This is a genomic window from Bacteroides parvus, assembly GCF_017309675.2.
Classification (GTDB): domain Bacteria; phylum Bacteroidota; class Bacteroidia; order Bacteroidales; family Bacteroidaceae; genus Bacteroides; species Bacteroides uniformis.
Genome location: NZ_CP084680.1, coordinates 4133615 through 4158577, shown reverse-complemented (window position 1 = coordinate 4158577; position 24963 = coordinate 4133615). Strand labels below are relative to the sequence as shown.

Sequence of the window (24963 nt, the reverse complement as noted above, 5' to 3'; positions counted from 1 at the left end):
CCGTGCTTTTTGTTTAGCCCCGTAGATTGGTGAAACGTATTTTGCACTATCTTTGCTGCCATAAAACAGTTCAAAGCATGAAGCTACCCTCATCTTTCACCGATTATACACGCGCCCTCTTGGGTGTGGAAGAATATGAAAAGCTGGCTGCCGCCCTGGAAGGGGAGCAGCCGGTCAGTATCCGACTGAATGAAGATAAATTACCGGAATCTTCATTCAGTCTTTTTCGTTCCTCTTTGGAGCATGTTCCCTGGTCTGCTGCCGGATACTATCTGGACAAGCGGCTGACATTCACTTTCGACCCGCTGTTTCATGCAGGCTGCTACTATGTGCAGGAGGCTTCGTCCATGTTTGTGGAGCAGGCTTTGAGGCGGTATGTGGGCGAAGGACCGGTGGTGATGCTTGACCTCTGTGCGGCTCCCGGCGGGAAATCCACGCATGCCCGTAGCGTGTTGCCCGCAGGCAGTCTGCTGGTGGCCAATGAGGTAATCCGCAACCGCTCGCAGGTATTGGCGGAGAATCTTACGAAGTGGGGGCATTCCGGTGTGGTGGTCACTAATAATGACCCGGCGGATTTTTCTTCCTTGACGGACTTCTTCGACGTCATATTGACGGATGTCCCCTGCTCTGGCGAGGGGATGTTCCGTAAAGACCCCGTTGCAGTAAGTGAGTGGAGTGGGGAGAATGTGGAAATCTGCTGGCAGCGCCAGCGTCGCATCGTTACGGATATCTGGCCTTGCTTGAAGCCCGGAGGCATTCTCATCTACAGTACTTGTACCTATAATACAAAGGAAAACGAAGAGAACATCCGTTGGATACGGGATGAATTCGGGGCGGAGGTATTGCCATTGGAAATTTCTACTGACTGGAATATTACGGGTAATCTATTGTCGGGAGAGGACTTTCCCGCCTATCGTTTCCTGCCCCATCGGACGAAGGGGGAAGGATTCTTTTTGGCAGTTCTCCGCAAACCGGGCGTGAGCGATGGGAATACCTGGGCCGGGCAGGTGAAATCCCGGGAAAAAGGAAGAAAACCCCAAGGAAAAGGAGCGAAAACTCCGGGTGTTTCCAAAGAACAGCTTTCGGCACTGCATGAGTGGTTTGCGGTTCCGGATAATTACGAATTTATCGTCAATGGCAACAACGTCAGCGCTTTCCCTAAAGCGTATCTCTCCGAACTGTCGGCTTTGCGTTCGTCACTCCGTATCGTGCAGGCTGGGGTAGATGTTGCCGAGTTGAAAGGAAAAGACTGGATGCCTGTTCATGGGCTCGCCATGAGTATAGCACTGAATCCGGATGCCTTTGCCCATGAAGAGATAGGCCGCGAGCAGGCCATCAGTTATCTGCGCAAGGAGGCTGTTGTCCTTTCGGAGACTGCTCCGCGCGGCATTGTCTTGCTCACCTACAAACAGATACCTCTAGGATTTGTCAAGAATATAGGTAACCGTGCCAATAATCTTTATCCCCAGGAATGGCGCATACGCAGCGGATATTTGCCGGAAGGGGTGCTGGAATTGGCAACAATAACCGGGTGAAATCAATCACGTTACTGCAAAGCTGCTGTATATATTTTGCAGTAGCACTGCAGAGCTGTTGCAGTGACACTGCAAATATATATGCAGCGCGACTGCAACACATATGCAGTGGTGCTGCAACACATATGCAGTGCGACTGCAAAAAATATGCAGAACTTTGCAGTATAATAATAGAGTAGGAATGTACTATTTTTTATTGTTTCTTCAATGCAGTATTTTGTTTGTTCAAGCATTTTCTATATATAGATAACTGTTTTAAAACTAATACTATTTGCTTATGCTTAAAAAAACGATTACTGCCTTAAGCCTACTTTGTATCCTTGCAGCCTGCCAGAGTGACGACAACTCTTCACCACAACCCAAGCCCCGCAAAGACATTGCCTTGACCCGTGCCGAGCAGGAGATGACGGATTTAGGAACGGATTTCGCTTTCCGTTTCTTTAATCAGGTTTGTAAAACTGAGGTGGAAAAGCCCAATCTGTTCATCTCTCCTTTGAGCGCTTCGCTCTGTCTGTCTATGATTGCCAATGGAGCGTTGGGAAACACACTGTCTGAGATGACAGATGTCCTGGGCTTTTCGGGCTATTCGTTGGAGGAAATGAACAACTATAATAAGAAGCTGGTGGAGGCGTTGCTCGATTTGGACAATACCACGCAGCTGGGAATTGCCAATTCCATCTGGATAAAGCAAGGGTTCGGTGTTCATGACGACTTTGTAAGCGTGAACAAAAAGATGTATGACGCGCAAGTGCAGGAGCTGGATTTTGCCTCTCCCAAAGCTCCGGGCATTATAAACAGTTGGTGTGCCGGGAAAACGAATAATTGCATCCCCAAAGTCTTGAATGAGATTCCGGAGACGGCGCGTCTTTATCTGTTGAATGCGCTTTATTTCAAGGGAATTTGGAAGAATCAATTCAAAAAATCGGATACGGCAGAAGAGGCTTTTACGAATGCTGACGGAAGTAAATCGACTGTACACATGATGAATCTTCGTGACGAGAGATTCAACTATGCCGAGAATGAGTATTTCTCAATGGCAGAGTTGCCTTACGGCAATGAGGCTTTCAGTATGGTGGTGCTCTTGCCGGCAGAGGGAAAATCGTTGGATGAGTGCCTGCCGCAGCTGAATGACGAGCGCTGGGGGGAATGGAACAGTAGTTTATCAAGCTCTGCCTTGAACCTTAAGTTACCCCGGTTTGAAATGGAATATGATAAAGAACTCATTGACGATATGATGGCAATGGGAATGCAGGAGGCTTTTACTCCATCGGCCAATTTTTCCGGAATGGCGGATGAGGATTTGTTTATCAGTTTGCTGCAACAGTTCACTTATGTGAAAGTGAATGAAGAGGGGACGGAAGCTGCGGCTGTAACTGTCGGAGGAATGGACCTGGCCGTTCCCGGACCAAGTACGGTAATTCCGTTCTATGTGGACCGTCCTTTCATCTTCCTGATAAAGGAGAAGAGTACGGGAGTTATTCTGTTTATGGGTAAAGTCACAAAACTATAACCACAATATATTGAAATAGGAAGAGCTGTCTGCCAACCGTAGACAGCTCTTTCTATTTATAACCGGCTCTTGTATATCTGTGCCATTGCCTTCTGATACTGGTTTTCCAGTTGCAGAAGGTTTGTCTTGCTTTGATAGACAACCGATATTTCAACGAAGTATTCAATCATACTGATTTGTCCTCCCATAAGTGCTTGTTTCAGTAAAGAAAGGTCTTGCTGTTGATGGAAGGTGCGCTCGTATTCCTCCATGGAAGCGTGCAGGTTCTTGGCCTCTTCATAGAGTTGCCACAAGGCAGAGCTGGCTTGCAGTGCGGCGTTCTCCTTTTGGTAGTCAATGTTGAGCGCTTGTGTCTTGGCTATCTTGACCTTATTGCGGTTTTCGAAAAGCGGGAAAGAGAAGCCTACTACTACGCCGTTCAGCGGATGCCCCGATTCGGTATTTCTACGGTAACCCAGTTCCAGTTTGGGCAGCCAGCCTTGCTTGCTTGCCGAAATCTGTTTCCGGGCGGCAGAACTTTCACCTTGCAAGGATTGCAGGGTGGGGTCTGAAGCCAGCAGTTCGTCGGCCAGTGGGCGGAAGTCGGTTGGTAATGGCACTGCCGGATACTCTGTCAGTCCAAGTGCCTGGGCGTTAGGGGTTACACCGGGCATGGGACGTCCCGGTGTGAACGGCTGGTTTCCGTTGAGGACAAGCAGCTCTTTCAGTTTGTTGTTAAGTGCCGTCTGGTTCATGCGGGCTTCCGTGCGTACATTCAGCAACTCCAGATTAATCTTGTTGGTTTCCAGTGCATTGGCATCTCCCGTTTCCAAACGTCGGGTGTACATGGCCGACAGCTCCTCCGCATTCTTTAACCGTTCGTCGAGCAGGGCTTGCTGGCGTTGCAGCATGATGATGTCCAGGCATACTTCCTTCGCTTGCAGCAATATCTGCTGGCGGAAGGCGGTGGCTTGTGCATCCAGTGCATTTGTCTTGAGTCGGTTCATCTTCCCTCGGGTGGCGTAAAGCGTGGGGAAGTCGAAGCTTTGCGAGATGACCATTTCGCCGACTGTCTCGTCACTGTTCTTGGAGTCCCAAAGGTGGGCGTATGACAGTGTAGGGTCAGGGAGGTTGTTGTTTGTCTTGTTCTCCAGTTTTTGTGAGGAAATGAGGTGGGAGTTAGCCTGCAACTCCTTGTTGTTGGCCTCTATCTGCTGGAGCACGGCATCAATGCCGGACGTTTGTGCGCTCATCCCCGCAAAAGCGAGGATGGCGGCGCTGAATATGAAAAATCTTTTATTCATTGTCTGACGTTTTAGGTTGTTGGTTACGGTGCATCATTAGGTAAACAATCGGAATGATGAAACCGTTCAGGAACGTGGATGTTAAAAGGCCGCCCAAGATAACCTTTGCCATCGGGCTTTGTATCTCGTTGCCCGGCAGGTCGCCACTGAGAGCCAGCGGGATAAGTGCCAGTGCACTGGATAGGGCGGTCATCAGGATTGGATTCAGACGGTCGAGCGAACCGCGGATAACGCTGTCGTAGACGCCATAGCCTTCTTCCTGCTGCAAGTGGTTGTAATGGCTGATGAGCAGCATTCCGTTTCGGGTGGCGATACCGAACAGTGAGATGAAACCGATGATGGCGGGGATACTCACTTCTCCCGTTGTGATGAGCAGGGCGAATACACCGCCTATCAATGCCAGCGGCAGATTGATAAGGATGATGGCGCTCTCCTTCACACTGCGGAATTCATGGTAGAGGAGCAGGAATATCACCACGATGGACATGAACGAAGTAAGTGCCAGAGTGCGGCTTGCTGCCTGCTCGCTTTCGAATTGTCCGCCGTATTCGATGTGGTATCCTTCCGGCAGTTTGATTTGTGCGTCTATCTGGGCTTGTATATCATTGACTACACTTCGCAGGTCGCGGTCGGCCACGTTGGCGGAGATGACGATTTTACGCTTTACATTCTCGCGGCTGATGGTGTTCGGACCCATGGCCGAGCGGATTTCCGCTACATAGTTCAGTGGAATTTTCTGTCCGTCGCCCGTATCAATCATCAAGTTGCGTATTTTTTCCATTTTGTCGCGCAGGTCGTCTTTCACGCGTACGGTTAGGTCGAAGCTCTTTCCCTTTTCGTAAACTTGGGAAACGGCTTCACCGGCCAGACAGACATTGACAAATTCCGAAAATTCGGGCAGTGAAATGCCGTATTTGGCAAGCATTTCCCGTTTGGGCGAAATGACAAGTTGCGGACGCTCAATCTGCTGTTCCACGTTTAGGTCAGCAATACCGGGAATACCCTGGATGGCACTCTTGATTTCATTGCCCAGAGTGAACATGCGGTTCAGATCGTCGCCGAACAGTTTGATGGCGATGTTCGCCTTTGTACCGGATAGCATGGCGTCTATACGGTGGCTGATAGGCTGGCCTATTTCCACGTTTGCCCCTACAATGGTACCCAGTTTTTCGCGGACTTCTGCTACGAGCTCGCTGCGCGAGCGGTCTTTCAACTCAAACGGTGCCTCAATCTCAGAGACGTTTACTCCCAGAGCGTGTTCGTCCAGTTCTGCACGTCCCGTTTTACGGGCCACGGTCTGTATTTCGGGGATGGAGAGCAGCAGCTCCTCGGCACGGTGCCCCATCTTGTCGCTTTCTTCCAGGGAGATGCCCGGAAGCGAGGAGATATTGATGGTGAACGAACCTTCATTGAAAGGCGGCAGGAACGAGCGGCCCAGGGTGAAGAAACAGCCGAGCGCCACTACAAATAGTCCGACAGTACTTCCCAGTACCCCTTTCTTATGCCCCAATACGAAAGTCAGTGCAGAACCATACCATTGCTTCATCTTGCGTGCTACGGCAGAGTCGCTGTTTTCGTTGTTTTGTTTCTTTATTTTCTCTTTTCCCAATAGATAGGAGCAAAGTACAGGCGTTACGGTCAGTGCCACAACGGTAGAAGCGATCAATGCCACGATAAACGCAATGCCCAGTGGTACCAACATTCTACCCTCCATACCACTAAGGAAGAACAGAGGCACGAAACTGACAATGATTATCAGCGTTGAATTGAGGATAGGCATACGCACTTCTTTCGATGCATTGAACACCACTTCCAGAATAGGAAGTTGCTCGCCGGCAGGTTTCAGTCGGTTTTCGTGCAAACGCTTGTAGACATTCTCCACGTCCACGATGGCATCATCCACCAGCGAACCGATGGCGATAGCCATACCTCCCAGACTCATGGTGTTTATCGTAAAGCCCATATAGTGCAGGGCAAGGATGGAGGCAATCAGTGACAACGGCAGTGTCACCAGCGAGATGACTGTGGTACGTACGTTGGCAAGGAACAGGAAAAGCACGATGACAACGAAAATACCTCCCTCCAACAACGACTTCTGAACGTTTCCGATGGAACTTTCGATGAAACGGCTTTGACGGAAGATGTCTGTGGAAACCTTTACGTCCGCCGGTAGATTCTTCTGCAGGTCTTGCAGGGAAGCTTCCAGTTTGTCTGTAAGCTCCAGCGTGCTTGTGGCGGGTTGCTTGGTGACTGTCAGCAGTACGGCATGCTTACCGCGTTCCGAGGCGGTACCCAGTTTAGGAAGTTTGGCTCCGATTTGAACGTCGGCAATATCTTCCAGCAGGATAGGGGCGCCGGAGACTCCGTTGCTCCGCACCACGGCCTTGGCTATCTGGTCTACCTTGTCGGTAGAAAGTACGCCGCGTACGATATATTCATTGCCATATTCATAGAGCACTCCACCATTGGCATTCAGGTTCATTTCGCGGGTGATGTTCATCACTTCGCTCAATGTCACGCCGTAATGGCGCATCCGTTCCGGGTCCAGCTGCACTTGATATTCCTTGATGTCGCCGCCCAGTACGGCAACTTGTGCCACACCGCCCGTAGAGAGCAGGCGGGGACGTATGGTCCAGTCGGCAATGGTACGCAAATCCAGCATAGAGGTCGAATCTGCTGTCAGACCTACAATCAGCATCTCGCCCAAAATGGACGATTGTGGGCCCAGTGTCGGCTTGCCTACGTTGGCCGGTAAGGATTCGCTGACGACTGCCAGTTTCTCACTGACAATTTGCCGGGCAAGATAGATATCTGTATCCCAGTCGAATTCTACCCAGACTACAGAAAAACCGTTCGTTGAGGAAGAGCGTACACGGCGCACACCCGTTGCACCGTTTACAGCCGTTTCTACGGGAAAAGTGACCAGCTGTTCCACTTCCTCTGCTGCCATACCGTTTGCTTCGGTCATGATGACCACGGTCGGCGCATTGAGGTCAGGGAACACATCCACTTCCGTATGCATGGCGGTATAAGTACCGCCAATTAGCAACAGCACCGATGCTACCAGCACCAAGATGCGGTTCTGAAGAGAAAAACCAATTATTTTGTTTAACATCTTTCTATTTACTATTTACAATGTACAATTGGGCTGCGCAATGTCAGCCGCACTTGCTGTTTTATCTAATATTTCTTGTTTATCTGACTTTACACTCCCCATTCGTCACGTAACCCTTATACAGCATAGCGAAATGGTACTTTGTAAATTGTCAAATTGTACATGAGATTAGTGTTCATGGCTATGTGCCGGAATAGCATTCGTTGCCGATGCCAGCTTCACTTGATAGGCTCCTTGGGTTACGACGCGATCGCCTGCTTTTATGCCGGAAAGGATTTGTACACTTTCGCCATTGTCGGCACCCAGGGTGACAAGCTGTTTTTTGTAGCCCTCTTCATCCAGTTGCAGGTAGACAAAGAAGCTACCTTGTTCCTCGGTCAGCGCACTGTGAGGAAGGGACAACACGTTCTCCATTGGTGAGGATAATAGGAATACTTCTACAAACGAGCCGGGAATAACGTCTCCCTTATTGTCGAATTCAAAAGTTACGGGTACATAATATCCGTTTTCACCCGAAGCCTTTCCATAAGAAAGCATGCGCCCGCCCAGTTCTTTCAATGTATATACCTTATTATTATAAGGAGTACGGAAGTTGGCGGAACCGATGCTGTTCAGGTAAGGATAGTACTTTTCGGATACGTCCGCACGCAGGAAAAGCTTGCGGTTCTGGGTGACACTTACCAACGGCTGGCCGACACTGACGTAGTCCCCTTCTTTCACCAACAGATTCTTCACATAACCGCTGATGGGAGAAACAACCGCCTGGCCGCTTGCCGAATGGTTCTTTGCGACTGCCTCGTAACTGATACGGGCATTTTCATAAATCTGTTCGGCTTGCGCGAATTCCTTTTCAGATACGATTTTGTTGCCTACGAGTGCTTTCATACGCTCATATTCCTTTTTGGAAACTTCGTAGGCTATCCGGGCTTTCTGCACCGGGTCTCCGTCGGCCATGTTTTTGGATGACAATACCACCAAAGGAGTACCTTTGCTGACACTCATTCCTTCGATAACTTTTCCCTTGAAGGAAACCACGCCTGCTACTGTAGCTACGGCTACGCTCTCGTCTCCCTGGGCTGCCATCACCTGGCCGCTGGTCTTGATGACTTGATGGAAACTACCCGGTTCAACAGTGCTGACCGCTACGCCGGCAGCTTGTGCCTTTGCCGGTGGCAGGATGATTTCATCACTTCCTCCGGCGTGGTTTTCCTGCTCTTCGTGCTCATGGTTGTGTCCCTCATGTTCGTGGTCATGTCCCTCGTGGTCATGTCCGTCATGATTGTGCTCTTCTGTTTCGTGATTATGTCCTTCGTGGCTGTCTCCGGACTTGCTGTTGCAGGAGCCTAAAAGGAATAATCCCAAGACTCCCATGAAAATAACTTTTTTCATGATGATATTTGTTCTTACTTTTTGATTTTGAATACAAAGTTAGGGCATAGGGTGTGCAACCAAATTGCATTGTTCCTTATGCCGGATAGAAATCTGTCCCGGTGATGTTCCGGTAACAGTTAAGCAAGAAGAGACGGAGGGGCACGAAGTCCCGTAGCACATATGATAAATGTGCTATGAAGAGATTCCAGATAGATACACTCCTGCCTGCTTATGTCAAACTCGGGTAGGATGAGTAACTTGGAAAAAGGTTCAATGAGTAGGGTAACTGCCCACAAGGCATCCGGATGTGAACACACATCATTGGAAGAGCTGGGCGTCTGTTGTACAAAGTGGGTTGTCATGCATCCCGTGTCGCAACAGCAGTGCTCGTTGCCCGGGCTATGACGGTGTCCGCAGCAATCGGCGGTGATATCATTCTTCATGCATATCATTCCGTCGGCATGATGATGGTGGGGAATGACGGGTATCACCAGCATTATCAAGCTGATGAAAAAAAGAATATAGGTTATGTACTGTTTCTTTTTCATTCCTCTATCTTTGGACGGATGCAAAGATAGAGGTTAAGGACTTAATTACCAAATAGAAAATGCTAAAAAGGTTTGAATAACATATTCAATCCCTCATTCATGCTGGGGTGGGTGAAAATGAAGTCCCGCAGGAAATGGTAACGCTGTCCCGTTTTCATGATTGATGCTACGGTATTGATTACTTCCGGTGCATCGGCACAAAGTAGGGTACAACCCAGAATCCGTCCGGTATGGATGTCTACAATGGCTTTGAGCATACCGTCTATGCTGTGTAGCGTACGGGCACGTGGAATCATGGCAGCAGGGATACGTGCCACATGTATGGAATAACCGTTCTTCATCGCTTCCTCTTCCGTCAGTCCTATATGTGCCAGCGGTGGGTCGGTGAAAATGGCAAAGGGGATTGGATACCGGTCTTTTGTACTCCTTTTTTTGTTTTCAAAGAGTTGATTACGGATGATACGGAAATCATCGATGGACAAGTAGTCGAACTGTTCGTCTCCTTTTACGTCCCCCAGGGCCCATACGTGTGGGGCTGTAGTCCGTAATTGGTTGTCGACAACGATGGCTCCCCGCTTGTCTGTTTGTATACCCGCTTTTTCCAGATTCAGCTCTGCAGTCATAGGCTTGCGGCCGATGGCTACCAGCAAGGCATCTCCTTTCAGGTAGTAGGGAGTGCCGTTTGCACTGTCCGTATAGGTCAGAGTTATTCCTTCGGCTGTGTCGTACACGGATTGGACACGGGCGTTCAACCGGACATTGATACGCTTTCGGTTCAATGCTTCCAGCATGGAGGCGGCAATGTCGCGGTCCACTTTAGGCAGAAAGCGGTTTCCCGCTTCCAGCAGTGTGACATGGCTTCCAAAGCCTGCATACATAGTGGCAAACTCCAATCCGACAGCACCGCCGCCGATGACGAGCAGGTGTGCGGGCAGTTTGTTCGATTGCAGCAAGGTCTCACTGGTATATACGTACTTGCTCTCCTTGAGTCCGTCGATGGCAGGCAGGATAGGGGTGGACCCGGTGTTGATGAATATCTCTTTTCCCTCAAGAATCGTTTCGTCCTTGCCGGAGACTATACGGATTGTATTTTCGGACAAGAAAGAAGCAGTTCCGTCATAGAGGGTTATATTAGGCTTGTTTTTTACATTTTCATAATTTTTCTCACGCAGGAAGGATACAAGCTTGTCTTTCCGCGCCACGGCAAGTGCATACAGTTTGGACTGGTTCTTATAATCGTCATAGTATCTCCTTTCCGCATATTCCGATTCGTGAATCAGAGTTTTGGTAGGGATACATCCTACGTTTACACATGTTCCTCCGTACATCTGAGGGGAACGTTCCACGATGGCTACTTTCCAATTCCGTTCGACCAGTTCGGCGGCCAATAACTTGCCGCCCTTGCCGAATCCTATTATGATGGCATCATATTGTTTCATTTTAATATCTCTTAGTTAAGTGTTTAGTAAAATGAAAACAATATGTATCGGCCATTTGTTCGGACGCCGGGTTTAGCAGATGCTTATCGTTCCAGTTCGCGGAGGGAGTCCATTTTCTTCTTTTCAAGGAATTCGTAGATGCCGCTCAAGTGCTCTTTCACTTGTTTGTTGCCGAATTCATATACCTTGCTTACCAGTCCGTCCAGGAAGTCACGGTCGTGGCTGACGAGGATAAGGGTACCGTCAAAATCCAGTAACGCTTGCTTCAGGATATCTTTGGTTTTCATGTCCAGATGGTTGGTCGGTTCGTCCAGTATCAGCAGATTCACCGGTTCGAGCAAAAGCTTTATCATGGCGAGGCGTGTGCGCTCTCCACCGGAAAGCACCTTGACCTTCTTCATGGACTCTTCGGGGCCACCGAACATGAAGGCACCCAGCAGGTCGCGTATCTTGTTGCGGATTTCCCCTTTTGCCACATCGTCGATGGTCTGGAATACGGTCAGGTTCTCATCCAACAATGAGGCCTGGTTTTGTGCGAAATATCCAATCTGCACGTTGTGTCCTATCGTGAGGGTGCCTTCATGTTCTATTTCCTTCATGATGCACTTCACTAACGTTGACTTTCCTTCACCGTTCTTACCAACGAAAGCAACCTTGTCTCCCCGTTCTATGGTGAGGTTGGCATTCTTGAAGACCACATGGTCACCGTAACTTTTCCCTACTCCCTCCATGATGACGGGATAATTGCCTGAGCGGGGAGAAGGAGGGAATTTGAGGCGTAACGCTGAAGTGTCTTCTTCATCCACTTCCAGCAGTTCCAGCTTCTCCAGCATTTTTACGCGGCTTTGCACTTGCAGGGTTTTGGAGTAGGTGCCTTTGAACCGTTCGATGAATTCCTTGGTTTCGGCAATGAACTTCTGCTGGTCGTCGTAGGCTTTCTGTTGCTGTTCGCGGCGTTCCTTGCGGAGTTCCAGGTATTTGGAGTAGTTTACTTTGTAATCGTATATCCGTCCCATGGTCACTTCAATGGTACGGGTGGTGATGTTGTCTACGAATTTACGGTCGTGGCTGATGACGATGACAGCCTTTCCATTGCTGATAAGGAAATCTTCCAGCCATTGTATGGATTCTATGTCCAGATGGTTGGTAGGCTCGTCTAGCAACAGCACGTCAGGCTTTTGCAGCAACAGCTTGGCAAGCTCGATGCGCATGCGCCATCCGCCGCTGAAGTCACTGGTCTGGCGGTTGAAGTCTTCGCGTACAAACCCCAGTCCGAGCAGTGCTTTTTCCACATCCTCCTCGTAATTGGTGGAGTCGATGGCATAGAACTTTTCGCTTAAGGCGGAGACATTCTCGATAAGTTCCATGTAGCTGTCGCTTTCGTAATCGGTACGCGTTTCCAGTTCCTTGTTGAGGCGCTCTATTTCAGCTTCCATTTCATGCAGGTGGGCAAAGGCTTGCGCCGCTTCCTGGAATACGGTACGTCCGTCTTCCGTCATAAGGTGCTGTGGAAGGTAAGCTATGACACTGTCTTTGGGGGCTGAGATTTTTCCACGGGTAGGTTGTCTTACACCTGCCAGGATTTTCAATAATGTACTTTTCCCCGCTCCATTTTTACCCATCAGGGCGATACGGTCTTTTTCGTTGATAACGAAAGATATGTCACTGAATAAAGTAGTTCCGCCGAATTCTACGGCCAGTCCGTCTATAGAAATCATTATATATTTTTTTAATGAGTTGCAAAGATAGTGCAAATCTATTATTTTTTATATCTTTGCCCCTATATAAACAAAACGCATAGGTCATGGAAATAGAAAAAGTGTCAGGAGATTACCGTCCGCTTATTCTGGTTGCGGAAGATGATGATAGTAACTTTAAACTGATAAAGGCTATTATCGGCAAGAAATGCGAGATACTATGGGCAAAGAATGGTGAGGATATTGTAAATTTGTTCGAAGAGAATCGCGACAAAGCGGAAGCTATTCTGATGGATATAAAAATGCCTATTATGAACGGGCTGGATGCTACGGTGATTATTCGCAAGAAGGATAAGGAACTTCCCATCATCATGCAGACCGCTTACGCCTTTACTGCCGACCGTGAAAAAGCCTTGGAATGCGGAGCCTCAGAAGTGCTGGTAAAACCCATCACTCTGTCTGCTTTGCGTACATGTCTGAGCCGTTATTTACCTAAATTAGTTTGGTAAGGCTTTACTGATAATAAAAAGGGAACCGGATGACTAAGTAATGAATATATCATCCGGTTTCCTTCTTTTTATTCTTGTGCATTGTCTTTTCTCTCTTCCATCTTCTTTTTTACAAATTCGATTTTGAGATTGGCTTCCTCCATATTCTTCTTTATTTCCGTCATGGATGACAGCAGTTGTGCCAGCTCGTAGACGCTGACAAGGGCCTGGCGGTCGGCGGCAGTCATGGTGATGGAATAGGGACGTTCCCCTCGATAGTTGACTTTGATATTCTTGTCCTTGTTCAGATAAAGGAACCCCATGACGTTTCCGTCTTCTCCCAGTTTGAAGTCTGCCTTTTCAATCTTTTCACCGAGGTCAGTGGTTTCGTAGCTGTCTTTGGCGGCGGGTGTTTCGGTAAAACTGCCGTCGGGAGCAGTGACTTTGACGGCCACATGGTGGATATTATGGGCTCCGCAATAAATGGAAGTCATACTCATGACTCCGTTTTCGTCTACTTGGAAGCGGAGGAAAGAACGGTGCAGATTTTTTTCTATCACTTGGGAGGGATGCAGGTAATTGCCAATATTCTGGTATTCGGCATCTTTTTCAAAGGTGTATTTCCCTTTGATTGCGTCGAATTCCTTTTGCTTGGCTTGAAGCATACTGTCCAAGTAGACCAGGCTCTTTTCCTGCTCTTTCAGTTCCACTTCCTGCATCAGGCCGATGCCTGCACGGCGAGTTTCAAACGCTTTGGGATAGAGCACTTTGATACTGTCAATTAGAATCTTCGCTTCATTGTAGTTGCCGAGTTCAAACGCTTCGCGGGCAGCTTGTAGTTTTTCACCGGCTTTCTTCTCCACATCTTCGCAAGAGAAGAGTGTACAGCATAGGCATGCAAGGAGTATTACTTTTTTCATATTTGTTGTTCTTGGAGTTAGAGTCCACAAAAATAGAAATAATATCTTTATCTTTGCAGCATTTTAATGTGCAAATGTGCTAATAGACCATTAACACATTTGCGTATTCATTACATTAGCGCATTATTTATGATAGATTTGACGGCAGAAGAACTGAAGCAATATTTTAGTGATGATATATTCAAGCGGATATCCGAAACGGCTGATGAATTGGGATTGGAATGTTACGTAGTCGGTGGATATGTACGTGATATTTTCCTGCAACGTCCTTCCAAGGATATTGATGTGGTGGTGGTAGGCAGTGGCATTGCCATGGCCGAGGCGCTGGGTAAGCGTCTGGGGCGTGGGGCGCATGTTTCCGTCTTCAAGAATTTCGGTACGGCACAATTGAAGTACTATGGTACGGAAGTTGAGTTTGTGGGTGCAAGAAAAGAATCGTATACACACGATTCCCGCAAGCCTATTGTAGAGGACGGTACATTGGAGGATGACCAGAACCGCCGTGATTTTACCATCAATGCACTGGCTGTTTGCCTGAACCGGGTGCGTTATGGCGAGTTGGTCGACCCCTTTGGCGGTATTGGAGACTTGAAGGAAAAGACCATCCGGACTCCCCTCGACCCTGATATAACTTTCAGTGATGACCCTTTGCGCATGATGCGCTGTGTCCGTTTTGCCACCCAGCTGGGATTCTATATTGACGATGAGACATTCGATTCTCTGGAGCGTAATCGCGAACGCATCTCCATCATCTCCAAAGAACGCATTGCAGACGAACTGAACAAAATCATCTTGTCACCTATTCCGTCTAAGGGATTCATTGAGCTGGACCGCTGTGGTCTGCTGGAACTGATATTCCCGGAACTTGTCAGGCTGCAAGGCGTGGAGACGCGTAATGGACGCGCCCATAAGGACAATTTCTACCATACGCTCGAAGTACTCGACAACATCAGCAAGAAGACCGACAACCTTTGGCTACGCTGGGCAGCTCTTCTGCATGATATAGCCAAGCCTGCCACCAAGCGTTGGGAACCCCGTGCGGGCTGGACGTTCCATAACCATAATTTCATTGGCGAGAAGATGATACCCGATATTTTCCGCAAGATGAAGCTCCCTATGAATGAGAAGATGAAATATGTGCAGAAAATGGTGAGCCTGCACATGCGTCCCATTGTGATAGCGGATGATGTAGTGACCGACTCGGCAGTGCGTCGCCTCTTGTTTGAGGCAGGTGATGATATAGACGACCTGATGACACTGTGCGAAGCCGACATTACTTCCAAGAATATGGAGCGTAAGAAACGTTTCCTTAATAATTTTCAGTTGGTACGCCAGAAGCTGAAGGATTTGGAGGAACGCGACCGTATCCGTAATTTCCAGCCTCCGGTCAGTGGTGAAGAAATCATGAAGACTTTCGGCCTTTCTCCTTGCCAGCAGGTAGGTGCCTTGAAGAGTGCCATTAAGGATGCCATTTTGGACGGCATCATTCCCAATGAATACGAAGCCGCCCGTGCATTTATGTTGCAACGGGCGGAGAAGATGGGGCTTAAGGAGTTATAACTTATAACTCATAACTCTTCTTTTTCTGCCTGGAACTTGCGGCTTACTTTCATCAGGTTGATGGTGTAGGTCACTATGTTTTGGGCTTCTTGTATCATAGTCAGGTATACCATGCTGACTTTGATGCTGCCGCTCTGACTTTGGATGCGTTGCAGCTCTTCTCGTTTCAGGTGAGACAACTGGCCGTTGAGGTCGTTGGCTTTGCGAATCTCTGTTTCCAGTTCATCATAATTGTTCGTTTCCAGCTTGTGGCGGCATACTTGCAACAGATAGCAGATGTCTTCGGCTACGTCTGTAAATTCTCCTTTCTGAATGGCATCCAGCGGATTGAAGTTATTGTCTATGTGCTCCAAGCAAGGTTCGCAAAGACGGCCTACGCTGTACACCAGTTCGCTGGCAAAGTCGTTGCCTTGATAGTAATAGAGTCCTTTTTCCAGTACGGTATTGTTGTCGAGGCGGCACATGGCAAGTGTTCCGGTACGCTTCATCTGCTTGATGAGTTGTTTTTCGAATTTTACTGAGCCCATGGCACGACGCAGTCCGCGTAGATTCTCGTGTAGGAAGGAAGTGACGGTACGTTCAAAATTCTCTTCTGTGAATTCCATAATCTTCAGCAGTTCTTCACGGGTATGCTTGCGGAGTAATTCGATGACTTCGCTGTTGTCCGTGCTCTTCATCAACTGTTTTAGGGTCTCGTTGCCTTTTTCTTTCTCTTTGCGCTTCTTGTACATCACTTGGCTACGAATCAGCATGAAGACTGCCAGACCAATCAGTGCCAGGATGGCAACCGTACCGCCGAAATGGATAATTAATGCCACGAAAAAACAGATGGTGAACGCTGCTCCGGCAGTGATGAACCAACCGCCGATAACGCTGAGCACACCCGTAATGCGGAATACCGCCGAATCACGTCCCCAGGCACGGTCGGCAAGCGATGTACCCATGGCTACCATAAAGGTGACATAAGTGGTGGAAAGGGGGAGTTTCAAGGAAGTTCCCAAGGCGATGAGCAGACCAGCCAATACGAGATTGACGGAAGCGCGAACCAAGTCAAAAGCGGCGCCGTCGGCTATGATGGCTTCATCCTTCTGGAAGCGTGTATTCATCCACCGCTTGCTGCTTTCGGGCATTGTTTTGGATATTCCGTTAGCCAGGGTCATGCTGAAGCGTACCAGCGTGCGGGCTATCGGGGTACTTCCGAAGTTCTCTTCACCGTCATCCTGACGGGCAAGGTCCACGGAAGTTTTGATGACGTTGTGGGCTTTCTTGGATGTGCAGAGTGCATAGACCATGATAGCGCCTGCACCGATAAGGAAATACCACGGGGTTTTGGCTGCACCGAGGAGTGAGGACATCAGGAATCCGTCGGGGCCGGCGGCCGTACCATTGGCTGTATAGTCAATAAATGAGGAATATCCTGCGAGGGGAACACCGATAAAGTTCACCAAGTCATTGCCGGCAAAGGCGAGGGCGAGGGCGAAAGTACCCATCAGAACCACTACTTTGAAGACGTTTATCTTGCACCAATGCAGTATCTGCATCAGTATGGTGAAGAATACAAAGAAACCGGTTATCAGCAATGCGGTATTGTCGTGTATCCATTGCTTATTTTCAGGAGTCATGAATGAACTGTCTTTCAGCCCCTTTATCAGCATGAAGTAGATGATGCTGGTGGCAGCTATACCACCGAACAGCGCGATGCTGTATTTCATGTTCTTCTTGTAGTTGAAGGTGAACACGATACGTGCCAGCCACTGTACCAGCATACCGAAGAAGAAGGCAATGGCTACGGATACAAAAATGGCCATGATGACAGACAGCGCCTTGTCTGTATTGATGAGGTCGCCCAGTCCCAATGTATCGCTGTTATAGACCTTGATGAGCGCCAGTGCGAACGTACCTCCCAGCAGCTCGAACACCATGGATACAGTGGTGGAGGTAGGCATTCCCATAGTGTTGAAGACATCTAATAGCACGACGTCCGTCAACATGACGGCAAGCAGAATGCACATGATTTCGGCAAAGTAGAAGTGCTCCGGTTGATAGATGCCGTGTCGTGCAATGTCCATCATGCCATTGCTGAGTGCCGCACCGATGAAGACGCCAATGCCTGCAATGAACAGTATGGTTTTGAAAGATGCTGCCTTTGCTCCGACAGCCGACTGAAGAAAATTGACCGCATCATTACTGACACCTACCACGAGGTCGAAAATCGCGAGTACGAACAGAAAGATGACGATACCCAGATAAATTGTTTCCATAGACATGTATTTTATTTCCGGCTGCAAAGGAAAGAGTTTGGTGTTGCAGGGAAATGTCATACATGTTACAGAAATGTTACAAATGTTTTGGAATAGAATGGTATTGTGTTAAGAGCGATTGCTCTTATTCTCCTAATAATCATTAATGTTAAGCATTTAAGAGTAACAATATAAGTATAATAGAAGAGTGGATGCTTTTGTGTTTCGTATTTGGTTATTTCTATGTTAAGCAGCCAAATTACTAGTTAATTGTTTGCAGATGTCGAGAATTCTTGCGAATATTGCATACAAGTTGTGTGTAGAATTGATTGTAATTAGAACTTTGATATTAAAAATCAAAGATGTATGTAACTTTTTTAATTCATTTATTAAATAAATGAATTCTACCAACGAATATAGAAATATGAAAAACCATTTTTGTTTAAACCTATTCTTCTTACTATATTTGTTTTTTTGTGCTGGATGCAAGCAGCATATCTCAGATAGTGCTGCTAAGGCAAATGAGGCATTGTTTACTCAATTAGATAGTCTGATAGATAATTCTGATAAACTTATTTTGCAGAAAGAGGAGCGAATAGAGGCGTTGAAGCATTCACTAAGACAATCTAAGGCATTTGAGAAACAGTATGAACTTAATCAGGCTATTTATCAAGAATATCGTGTGTATGATGCAGATTCGGCTATGAAGTATACTACACAAAGCCTTGATTTAGCACGACAATATCATGATAAGAATCGTGAGATTGAATCTTTATTAGGTATTGGTTTTGTTTATACGGCTAATGGCTTGCTTAGTCAAGCCTCTGAAGTAATGCATTCACTCTGTTCTTCCAGTATGCCTCGCTACTTACGTTCGCGTTATTATGGTCAGATGCGTACTCTCTGCTCGCGGTTGCAACTCTATTCATTAGGTGATGATGCATTACATGAGCATTATGGTCAACTTTATGCGTTATATTCAGATTCAGTATTGCAGACGGCCACTCCTGACGAACCACGCTACCTTTATAGCCGTGTGTGGAAATATCAAGATGTTCCCGGTGCACAACGTATTGCCATTAGGGATGAGTTGGAAAAGGAAAAACAACGTCTTCTACCTAATAGTCGTAATTATTCTATTTTAGCTTATAACTTGGCTCTACTTTATGAAAAAGAGCACAACCATACCAAGTGGCTGGAAAATATGATTCTCTCAGGTATTGCTGATGTATATGCTGTGAATCGTGATATTGGTTCGTTATATGCATTGGCTTCCTATTTATATGAACAAGGTCAGTTGGACCGAGCCTATCGTTATAGTACTTATTGTTCTGATATCGGTATAACTTTTAAGAGCCGTGTACGACTGCTTCATCAGCAGAAGTTGCAGAGAAGGATACATCAAAGCTACATTGAACGTGATCATATGCAACAGAAGCAGCTAAAGCTATTCCTTTTATTTATTAGTTTTCTCACTATTGTATTGCTGATAGCTCTTTTCTTTTTGAGAAGGCAAACAAGAAGACGTAGGAAAGCTTTGGTTGAGCTACATGTGGCCAATGGTAGATTGAAGAGTCTTAATAGTGAACTGCAAAAGCTCAATTTGGTTCTACGTGACACAAATTATATTAAGGAGGAGTATATTGGTCAGGTATTCAAACTTTGTTCATCCTATATTTGCCGTATGGAGGAGTATCGTAAAAAGTTAAACCGTAAATTAAAGGCTGGGCAACTTGAAGATTTAAAGAAGATGATTAGTTCTACTTCTACCATGAGCGATGAAATGAAGGATTTTTATGAGAAATTTGATTCCATTATTCTACATTTATACCCTGATTTTGTAGAGCACTTCAATAGTTTGCTACGTCCCGAAGAACATATTGAAGTGAAGTCTGGGCGGCTTAATACAGAACTTCGTATTCATGCTTTGATACGAATGGGGGTAACGGATAGTGAGAAGATTGCAGAATTTTTGCACTGTTCACTGCAAACCGTATATAATAATCGTTCTATAACTTTAAATAAATCTTCGCTCAGTAAGGAGGAATTTCTTCGAGCTGTGAAAGAGGTTTGTAAAAAGTAATTTGAAGACTGAGCGTTTCTCTCATTTTTTACCCACATGTATATAGATAATTGCCATTCAATAGCTTAATACTATCGAATGGCAATTATCTATATACATGTTTTTGATTACCGATTTAATTTAAATCACTACTGAAAATCTATTGAGTCTGTCTGTAATTGAAAGATAATCAGCAATATATAACTTTGTGAATTTACCAAATCCTCTACCAGTGAATATAATCGGTTGTTACATTGTCTAATTTTGCTCTCGAGATTTTTTACACACAAGTTCCTATTAACTTAAAAATGTAATTTATGAAAACCAGACAAAAATCGAGAGACGCAAGTGGTATTTTGCTTGTCTGTCTTATGTGGATGCTGTCACTTTCAAGCTCACTTCATGCACAGACATGGAATATTAACGGAAATGTGACAGATGAACAAGGAGAACCGATAATCGGTGCCAATGTAGTGATACAAGGTACGGGTACGGGCACCATTACCGATGTAGAAGGAAACTTTAAACTCGCTTCAGTGACTAAGGGGGCGGTAATGGAGATAAGTTTCATTGGGTATATATCCAAGACATTGCAGGTGAAAGACGCATCATCGTTAAAGATTGTACTGAAAGAAGATAACCAGGCACTGGATGAGGTGGTAGTAGTAGGTTATGGTGTACAGCGCAAAAGTGATCTTACAGGTTCGGTTGCTTCAGTTAACTCGGATGTACTTGAAAGTCGCCCACAAGCTAATTTGATTCAATCTTTGCAAGGAGCAGTTCCAGGATTGAATATTAGTGTGACGGGTAGTAATGCTGAAGGTTCGTCCACTACTACACGTATTCGTGGTAACAACTCCATTACGGCCGATAATAAACCTCTTGTTATTCTTGATGGAATACCTTTTGATGGTCCATGGTCGGAAATCAATCCCAATGATGTAGAGAGTATAGAAGTATTGAAGGATGCCTCTTCAGCAGCCATTTATGGTGCTCGCGGTTCTAACGGTGTAATCCTTATTACTTCTAAGCGCGGTAAGAAAGACAGATTGACGGTATCATACGATACTTATGTTACTATTGACCAGCCTATCAATTTACCTCGTATGATGAATGGCAAAGAATTCTATAAGTATAAATCTGAAGCTTTCAAGGCTACCAATACTACTCCTCCTACAGAAGAGAATCCTGAACCTTGGTTAGATAACTTTACTCCTACTGAATTAGCTATGTATGCTGCCGGTCAGAGTACTGATTGGATGAAGTTGGCAACACAGACCGGTATAAAACAACAGCATAACCTTTCTTTCCGTGGTGGAGCTAACAAAACCAGCTATTTCATTTCATTGAACTATACGGATGTGAAAGGAACTGCGGTAGGCAATGAGTTCAAGCGTTATAATATACGTTTCAATCTTGATCAGGAGTTTAATAGTTGGTTGAAATTTTCTACTACTACACAGTTAGGTCGCTACGATCGTAGTGGTAGCAGTGCTTCTTTTTGGCGGGCTATAAAACAAGTTCCGTTGGGACGTGCTTATAACGAGGATGGTTCACTTACACTTTCTGCTACTGAGGACTCCTCTTCAGCTTTCAGCATTAATCCGTTGGGATCTCTTAATAATAAGACAAAAGATATCCGTGCAAAGGTTATCACTAATAATGTGCTTGAGGTAAAGTTTCCCTTTATTAAAGGGCTGAGCTATAAATTGAATACAGGCTTCACTTACCAAAACAGCTCCTATAAGAATTATCAAGGTTTGGATACCTACGAAGGAGCTAGTGCTAATGGCGTATTGAATACTGATGACTGGCATTCAGAAGAATGGATTTTGGAGAATATTATTTCTTATCAACGTGAATTTGGCAAACATCGTATATTTTTCACAGGATTATATTCTGCTCAAAGCAAGGAATATGAACAGAATACAATGGAAGGTAAGAATTTTCCCAATGATGTGATGTATTATTACCAGATTTCTAAAGCTGCCACAATGTCTGGTAATTCCAATTATTATAAAGAAAATCATATTTCACAAATGGGGCGTTTGAATTATACTTATGATGATCGTTACTTGTTAACTCTTACTGCTCGTCGTGATGGTTACTCCGCTTTTGGTGAAAGTTCTAAATTCGGCGTTTTTCCTTCAGCCGCTATTGGATGGAATATTTCCAATGAATCTTTTTTTAAAGACAAGCCTATAAGTGAAACCATTAGCAATCTGAAATATCGCTTGTCATGGGGTAAAAATGGCAATGAGGCTATCAGTGCTTATAGTACACTACCTAATCTTTCAACTTACAATTATCTGAATGATGATCATACTGCACAGTTTGGTTTCTATCCGTCGAAGTTAGCTTCGCCCGGTTTAGGTTGGGAAACTACTACATCTATTAATACTGGCTTTGATATTGCACTTTGGAATGGACGTATTCAGAGTTCATTTGATATTTATTGGTCTAAAACCAAAGATTTGCTGCTTTCCCGTTCTATTCCTACCATTAATGGTACTGGCTCTATTACTGAGAATCGTGGACAGACCCGTAATCGTGGTTTTGAATTCCAGATAACTTCTAATAACATTACACATAAGAGTTTTCGCTGGAGCACCTCTTTCAACCTCTCACACTATCGTTCGGAGATTGTAGATGTTGGTTTGTATGATGCTAATGGAAAGCCGGTTGATGATGTGGCTTCCAAGTGGTTTATTGGTGAACCTATCAATGTGAACTATGATTATAAAATTATCGGTGTATGGCAGATTGCTGATCCGTCTAACCCGACAGGGCAGCAAGATCCTAACTATCGTAATTCGTATCCTGGATATGTGAAATACCTTGATGTAGATGGTAACGATATTACAACGGCTGATAAGACTATTATAGGGTCGGCTATTCCTAAAGTAAATATGAGTTTGATGAACACTTTTGAGTACAAAAACTTCACTCTGAGTGTGTTCTTAACGGCTCAGTTAGGACAAACCCATCTGAATGCCTTGTATGATACAAGCCATAATTCATATCGCCAGAACCGTTTTTTGGTGGATTTTTGGACTCCAGAGAATCCTACGAATAGCTATCCGAAAAATAGTTTGAATAGTGATGTGAATCCAGAGGGAGCCAGTTTCTATGAAAAGACAGATTTCTTACGTATTTCCGACGTTACATTGGGTTATAATTTCCCACAACAATGGTTGCGTCGTACTTTCATCAAACGGCTCAATCTTTACATGAACATTAAGAATTTGGCTACAATAACTGGCTGGACAGGTATGGATCCGGAATTTCTCAATGATCAATTGGCTGCTCCTCCAGTACGTTCGTTCACTTTTGGACTAAAGTTAGATATTTGATGAGAGTAATATATCATAAAAAGCTAAAATGAAATTGCACATATGAAAAAAATAACATATTTCAATGTCTTAGTGTTTACAGTATTATTGCTCACTATGGGCGGCTGTAATGAGGATAAGTTTCTTAAGGAAGATCCTCGTGATGCACTTTATCCTGAAAATTTACTTGTAGATTACAATGGATTTAAATCGATGATAACGCCTCTTTATGGTCTTATGCGTGCAGAGTATCGCCGTGCTGATGCAATGGGAGGAAGTATTGCGCTCTGTCTGCATTCTGCCTGGGGTGGAGGGGTAGATAATTCATGGGCCAATAATAGTCATGCGGAAATGAAGTTCCTCTACAATCCCAAAGAGATAACTTACACTGATCTTGCTATTTGGAATAATATTTTCCAGTGGGGATATCGTATCATCAACACTGCCAATATGGTTATCTCAAGAGCTGACAATGATGGCATTAACTGGGGAAGTGGTGCTGATGCTGAAAATCGTAAAAATGAGGTGTTGGCCGAAGCTCGCTTCTTCCGTGCTTGGGCTTACCGTCACCTTACCTATTCATTTGGTTCAGTGCCCCTTTCAACACAAGAAATTACAGGATTGAATTATCGTGATGATTGGGACCGTGCTTCCTTGAGTAGTATTCGCGAAGTGATGGCAGAAGATTTCCAGTTTGCAGTCGATAACCTTCCTTTGCGTACTTCTAATAATAGTAAAGTCTCTGGTGCTGTAGCACGTCACTATTTGGGTGAACTTTATTTGGCAGAAGGTAATGCTGAAAAAGCAGTTTCAGTACTGAAACCATTAGTGGAAAGTGGAGAATATTCCCTTATAAATCAACGCTTTGGTAGTAATGCTTCCAATGATGGATGTCCTTTTATTGACGTATTTTATACTCCTATGTATGCTGATGGAAATACGGAGGTGCTACTGGCTTTCATTAACACAGAAGAGGAGAATAGTGCCTATGGTACTGCAAATGTCTATATGACTACAACTTATAAGAACTATTATGCTAATGATGGCGATTGTAAAAAGACAAACCAGCATAATCCGGACTATATCAATAACGGTGGTGAAGGTTCATTTGCACAAGTCTTTTGGCAAGCTAATGGTGGTAAGGGAGCCGGACGTGTAGTTCCTTCCAGAGGAGCACTTCGTTTGTACAATTATAAAGGAATGGGAGAACAAGATGACCGTGTATCTGCCAATGCTATCGTATGGAGTATTAATGATGTAGATGCTGCCGGCAATGTAACCAAGGTATTTGATTTAGGTGGTACTGCACTTATTGATACTACGGTTAATGCAGCCATGCTAACTTCTACTTCCATTAAAAAATATGATTGGCCTACTACTCGTAAATGGGATTATACTCCACCTATTTTGGCTAATGCAGCTAATGATGGACACTATGCGGACATTGTTTATTTACGTTTGGCAGATACATATTTACTTTATGCAGAGGCTCTTTACAAGAGTAATCAAGTAGGTGAGGCCATTAAATGGATAAATAAAGTACGTAATCGTTCCAATGCTGTAAGTATTACTGAAGATGATCTTAGAATCGGTGGTATGGATTTCATTCTTGATGAACGCAGCCGTGAACTGCTTACGGAGGAAGAACGTCGTCATACATTGGTACGTGTTTGCCAAGAAAATGGTGGTGACGAACGTGATACCAATAACTATTTCAAACGTCGCATGCGTGAACTCAATGAGATAGCTGGTATTGCAGGACGTGGTATGGATGAATATGAAACTCCTGTCCTTTTCCCGCTGCCGCAATCATTCATTGATGCCAATACTGGTAATCCTTTGGAAAATAATCCGGGGTATTGA

General features: G+C 45.5%; 15 protein-coding genes. 7 read left to right on the top strand and 8 right to left on the bottom strand.

Annotation, left to right across the window (positions count from 1 at the left end):
* Window positions 1-77: 77 nt before the first annotated feature.
* Together JXR92_RS17035 and JXR92_RS17030 are read left to right on the top strand one after the other, a co-directional pair.
* Window positions 78-1535 carry a methyltransferase RsmF C-terminal domain-like protein gene (locus tag JXR92_RS17035; protein ID WP_131225387.1) on the top strand — a complete coding sequence of 486 codons (1458 nt, stop codon included), beginning with the start codon at window positions 78-80 and terminating at the stop codon, window positions 1533-1535.
* Window positions 1536-1812: 277 nt separating this feature from the next.
* The gene (locus JXR92_RS17030) at window positions 1813-3045 is read left to right on the top strand and encodes a serpin family protein (protein WP_138345787.1); all 1233 of its coding nucleotides are present in this window, start codon (window positions 1813-1815) and stop codon (window positions 3043-3045) included.
* A gap of 56 nt (window positions 3046-3101) precedes the next feature.
* Here JXR92_RS17030 and JXR92_RS17025 read toward each other — a convergent pair whose 3' ends face one another.
* From JXR92_RS17025 to JXR92_RS17000, 6 genes are all read right to left on the bottom strand, one after another.
* Entirely contained in the window at window positions 3102-4328 is a 1227-nt protein-coding gene (locus tag JXR92_RS17025; RefSeq protein WP_057087220.1) for a TolC family protein, read from the bottom strand.
* The gene (locus JXR92_RS17020) at window positions 4321-7443 is read right to left on the bottom strand and encodes an efflux RND transporter permease subunit (protein WP_138345789.1); all 3123 of its coding nucleotides are present in this window, start codon (window positions 7441-7443) and stop codon (window positions 4321-4323) included. Before JXR92_RS17020 ends, JXR92_RS17025 begins: the two co-directional genes overlap by 8 nt.
* 168 nt (window positions 7444-7611) lie before the next feature.
* A complete protein-coding gene (locus JXR92_RS17015) occupies window positions 7612-8832 on the bottom strand; it encodes an efflux RND transporter periplasmic adaptor subunit (RefSeq protein ID WP_138345791.1) in 1221 nt (406 codons plus the stop codon).
* Between the two features lie 119 nt (window positions 8833-8951).
* Window positions 8952-9362, bottom strand: a complete 411-nt coding sequence (locus tag JXR92_RS17010) for a DUF6769 family protein (protein ID WP_005827068.1) — start codon at window positions 9360-9362, stop codon at window positions 8952-8954.
* Between the two features lie 62 nt (window positions 9363-9424).
* Window positions 9425-10801 (bottom strand): FAD-dependent oxidoreductase, encoded by a 1377-nt coding sequence (locus JXR92_RS17005; RefSeq protein WP_138345793.1) that lies wholly within the window; start codon window positions 10799-10801, stop codon window positions 9425-9427.
* A gap of 83 nt (window positions 10802-10884) precedes the next feature.
* Window positions 10885-12519, bottom strand: coding sequence for an ABC-F family ATP-binding cassette domain-containing protein (locus JXR92_RS17000; RefSeq protein ID WP_005827062.1), 1635 nt, complete (start codon window positions 12517-12519; stop codon window positions 10885-10887).
* A gap of 86 nt (window positions 12520-12605) precedes the next feature.
* On the opposite strand from JXR92_RS17000, the gene JXR92_RS16995 reads away from it, so the two are divergent.
* Complete coding sequence (locus JXR92_RS16995; RefSeq protein ID WP_005827060.1) at window positions 12606-13007, top strand: response regulator; 402 nt, start codon at window positions 12606-12608, stop codon at window positions 13005-13007.
* A gap of 68 nt (window positions 13008-13075) precedes the next feature.
* Here JXR92_RS16995 and JXR92_RS16990 read toward each other — a convergent pair whose 3' ends face one another.
* Window positions 13076-13906 carry an outer membrane protein assembly factor BamD gene (locus JXR92_RS16990; protein WP_138345795.1) on the bottom strand — a complete coding sequence of 277 codons (831 nt, stop codon included), beginning with the start codon at window positions 13904-13906 and terminating at the stop codon, window positions 13076-13078.
* Window positions 13907-14035: 129 nt separating this feature from the next.
* On the opposite strand from JXR92_RS16990, the gene JXR92_RS16985 reads away from it, so the two are divergent.
* Complete coding sequence (locus tag JXR92_RS16985; RefSeq protein ID WP_008664002.1) at window positions 14036-15466, top strand: CCA tRNA nucleotidyltransferase; 1431 nt, start codon at window positions 14036-14038, stop codon at window positions 15464-15466.
* A gap of 8 nt (window positions 15467-15474) precedes the next feature.
* On the opposite strand, the gene JXR92_RS16980 is transcribed toward JXR92_RS16985, so the two are convergent.
* A complete protein-coding gene (locus JXR92_RS16980) occupies window positions 15475-17727 on the bottom strand; it encodes an inorganic phosphate transporter (protein ID WP_138345797.1) in 2253 nt (750 codons plus the stop codon).
* 376 nt (window positions 17728-18103) lie between these two features.
* On the opposite strand from JXR92_RS16980, the gene JXR92_RS16970 reads away from it, so the two are divergent.
* The 3 genes from JXR92_RS16970 (at window position 18104) to JXR92_RS16960 (ending at window position 24963) form a co-directional block, all read left to right on the top strand.
* Window positions 18104-19789, top strand: a complete 1686-nt coding sequence (locus tag JXR92_RS16970; RefSeq protein ID WP_022401141.1) for a DUF6377 domain-containing protein — start codon at window positions 18104-18106, stop codon at window positions 19787-19789.
* A gap of 296 nt (window positions 19790-20085) precedes the next feature.
* The gene (locus JXR92_RS16965) at window positions 20086-23121 is read left to right on the top strand and encodes a SusC/RagA family TonB-linked outer membrane protein (RefSeq protein ID WP_117600054.1); all 3036 of its coding nucleotides are present in this window, start codon (window positions 20086-20088) and stop codon (window positions 23119-23121) included.
* 42 nt (window positions 23122-23163) lie between these two features.
* Window positions 23164-24963 carry a RagB/SusD family nutrient uptake outer membrane protein gene (locus JXR92_RS16960; protein ID WP_138345799.1) on the top strand — a complete coding sequence of 600 codons (1800 nt, stop codon included), beginning with the start codon at window positions 23164-23166 and terminating at the stop codon, window positions 24961-24963.

What these genes read in the sequence shown, in the direction of transcription:
- JXR92_RS17025 (WP_057087220.1), bottom strand. Translation starts at nt 4,328, where the DNA reads ATGAATAAAAGATTTTTCATATTCAGCGCCGCCATCCTCGCTTTTGCG.
- JXR92_RS17035 (WP_131225387.1), top strand. Translation starts at nt 78, where the DNA reads ATGAAGCTACCCTCATCTTTCACCGATTATACACGCGCCCTCTTGGGT.
- JXR92_RS16985 (WP_008664002.1), top strand. Translation starts at nt 14,036, where the DNA reads ATGATAGATTTGACGGCAGAAGAACTGAAGCAATATTTTAGTGATGAT.
- JXR92_RS16990 (WP_138345795.1), bottom strand. Translation starts at nt 13,906, where the DNA reads ATGAAAAAAGTAATACTCCTTGCATGCCTATGCTGTACACTCTTCTCT.
- JXR92_RS17015 (WP_138345791.1), bottom strand. Translation starts at nt 8,832, where the DNA reads ATGAAAAAAGTTATTTTCATGGGAGTCTTGGGATTATTCCTTTTAGGC.
- JXR92_RS17005 (WP_138345793.1), bottom strand. Translation starts at nt 10,801, where the DNA reads ATGAAACAATATGATGCCATCATAATAGGATTCGGCAAGGGCGGCAAG.
- JXR92_RS16965 (WP_117600054.1), top strand. Translation starts at nt 20,086, where the DNA reads ATGAAAACCAGACAAAAATCGAGAGACGCAAGTGGTATTTTGCTTGTC.
- JXR92_RS16970 (WP_022401141.1), top strand. Translation starts at nt 18,104, where the DNA reads ATGAATTCTACCAACGAATATAGAAATATGAAAAACCATTTTTGTTTA.
- JXR92_RS17020 (WP_138345789.1), bottom strand. Translation starts at nt 7,443, where the DNA reads ATGTTAAACAAAATAATTGGTTTTTCTCTTCAGAACCGCATCTTGGTG.
- JXR92_RS16960 (WP_138345799.1), top strand. Translation starts at nt 23,164, where the DNA reads ATGAAAAAAATAACATATTTCAATGTCTTAGTGTTTACAGTATTATTG.
- JXR92_RS16995 (WP_005827060.1), top strand. Translation starts at nt 12,606, where the DNA reads ATGGAAATAGAAAAAGTGTCAGGAGATTACCGTCCGCTTATTCTGGTT.
- JXR92_RS17000 (WP_005827062.1), bottom strand. Translation starts at nt 12,519, where the DNA reads ATGATTTCTATAGACGGACTGGCCGTAGAATTCGGCGGAACTACTTTA.
- JXR92_RS16980 (WP_138345797.1), bottom strand. Translation starts at nt 17,727, where the DNA reads ATGGAAACAATTTATCTGGGTATCGTCATCTTTCTGTTCGTACTCGCG.
- JXR92_RS17010 (WP_005827068.1), bottom strand. Translation starts at nt 9,362, where the DNA reads ATGAAAAAGAAACAGTACATAACCTATATTCTTTTTTTCATCAGCTTG.
- JXR92_RS17030 (WP_138345787.1), top strand. Translation starts at nt 1,813, where the DNA reads ATGCTTAAAAAAACGATTACTGCCTTAAGCCTACTTTGTATCCTTGCA.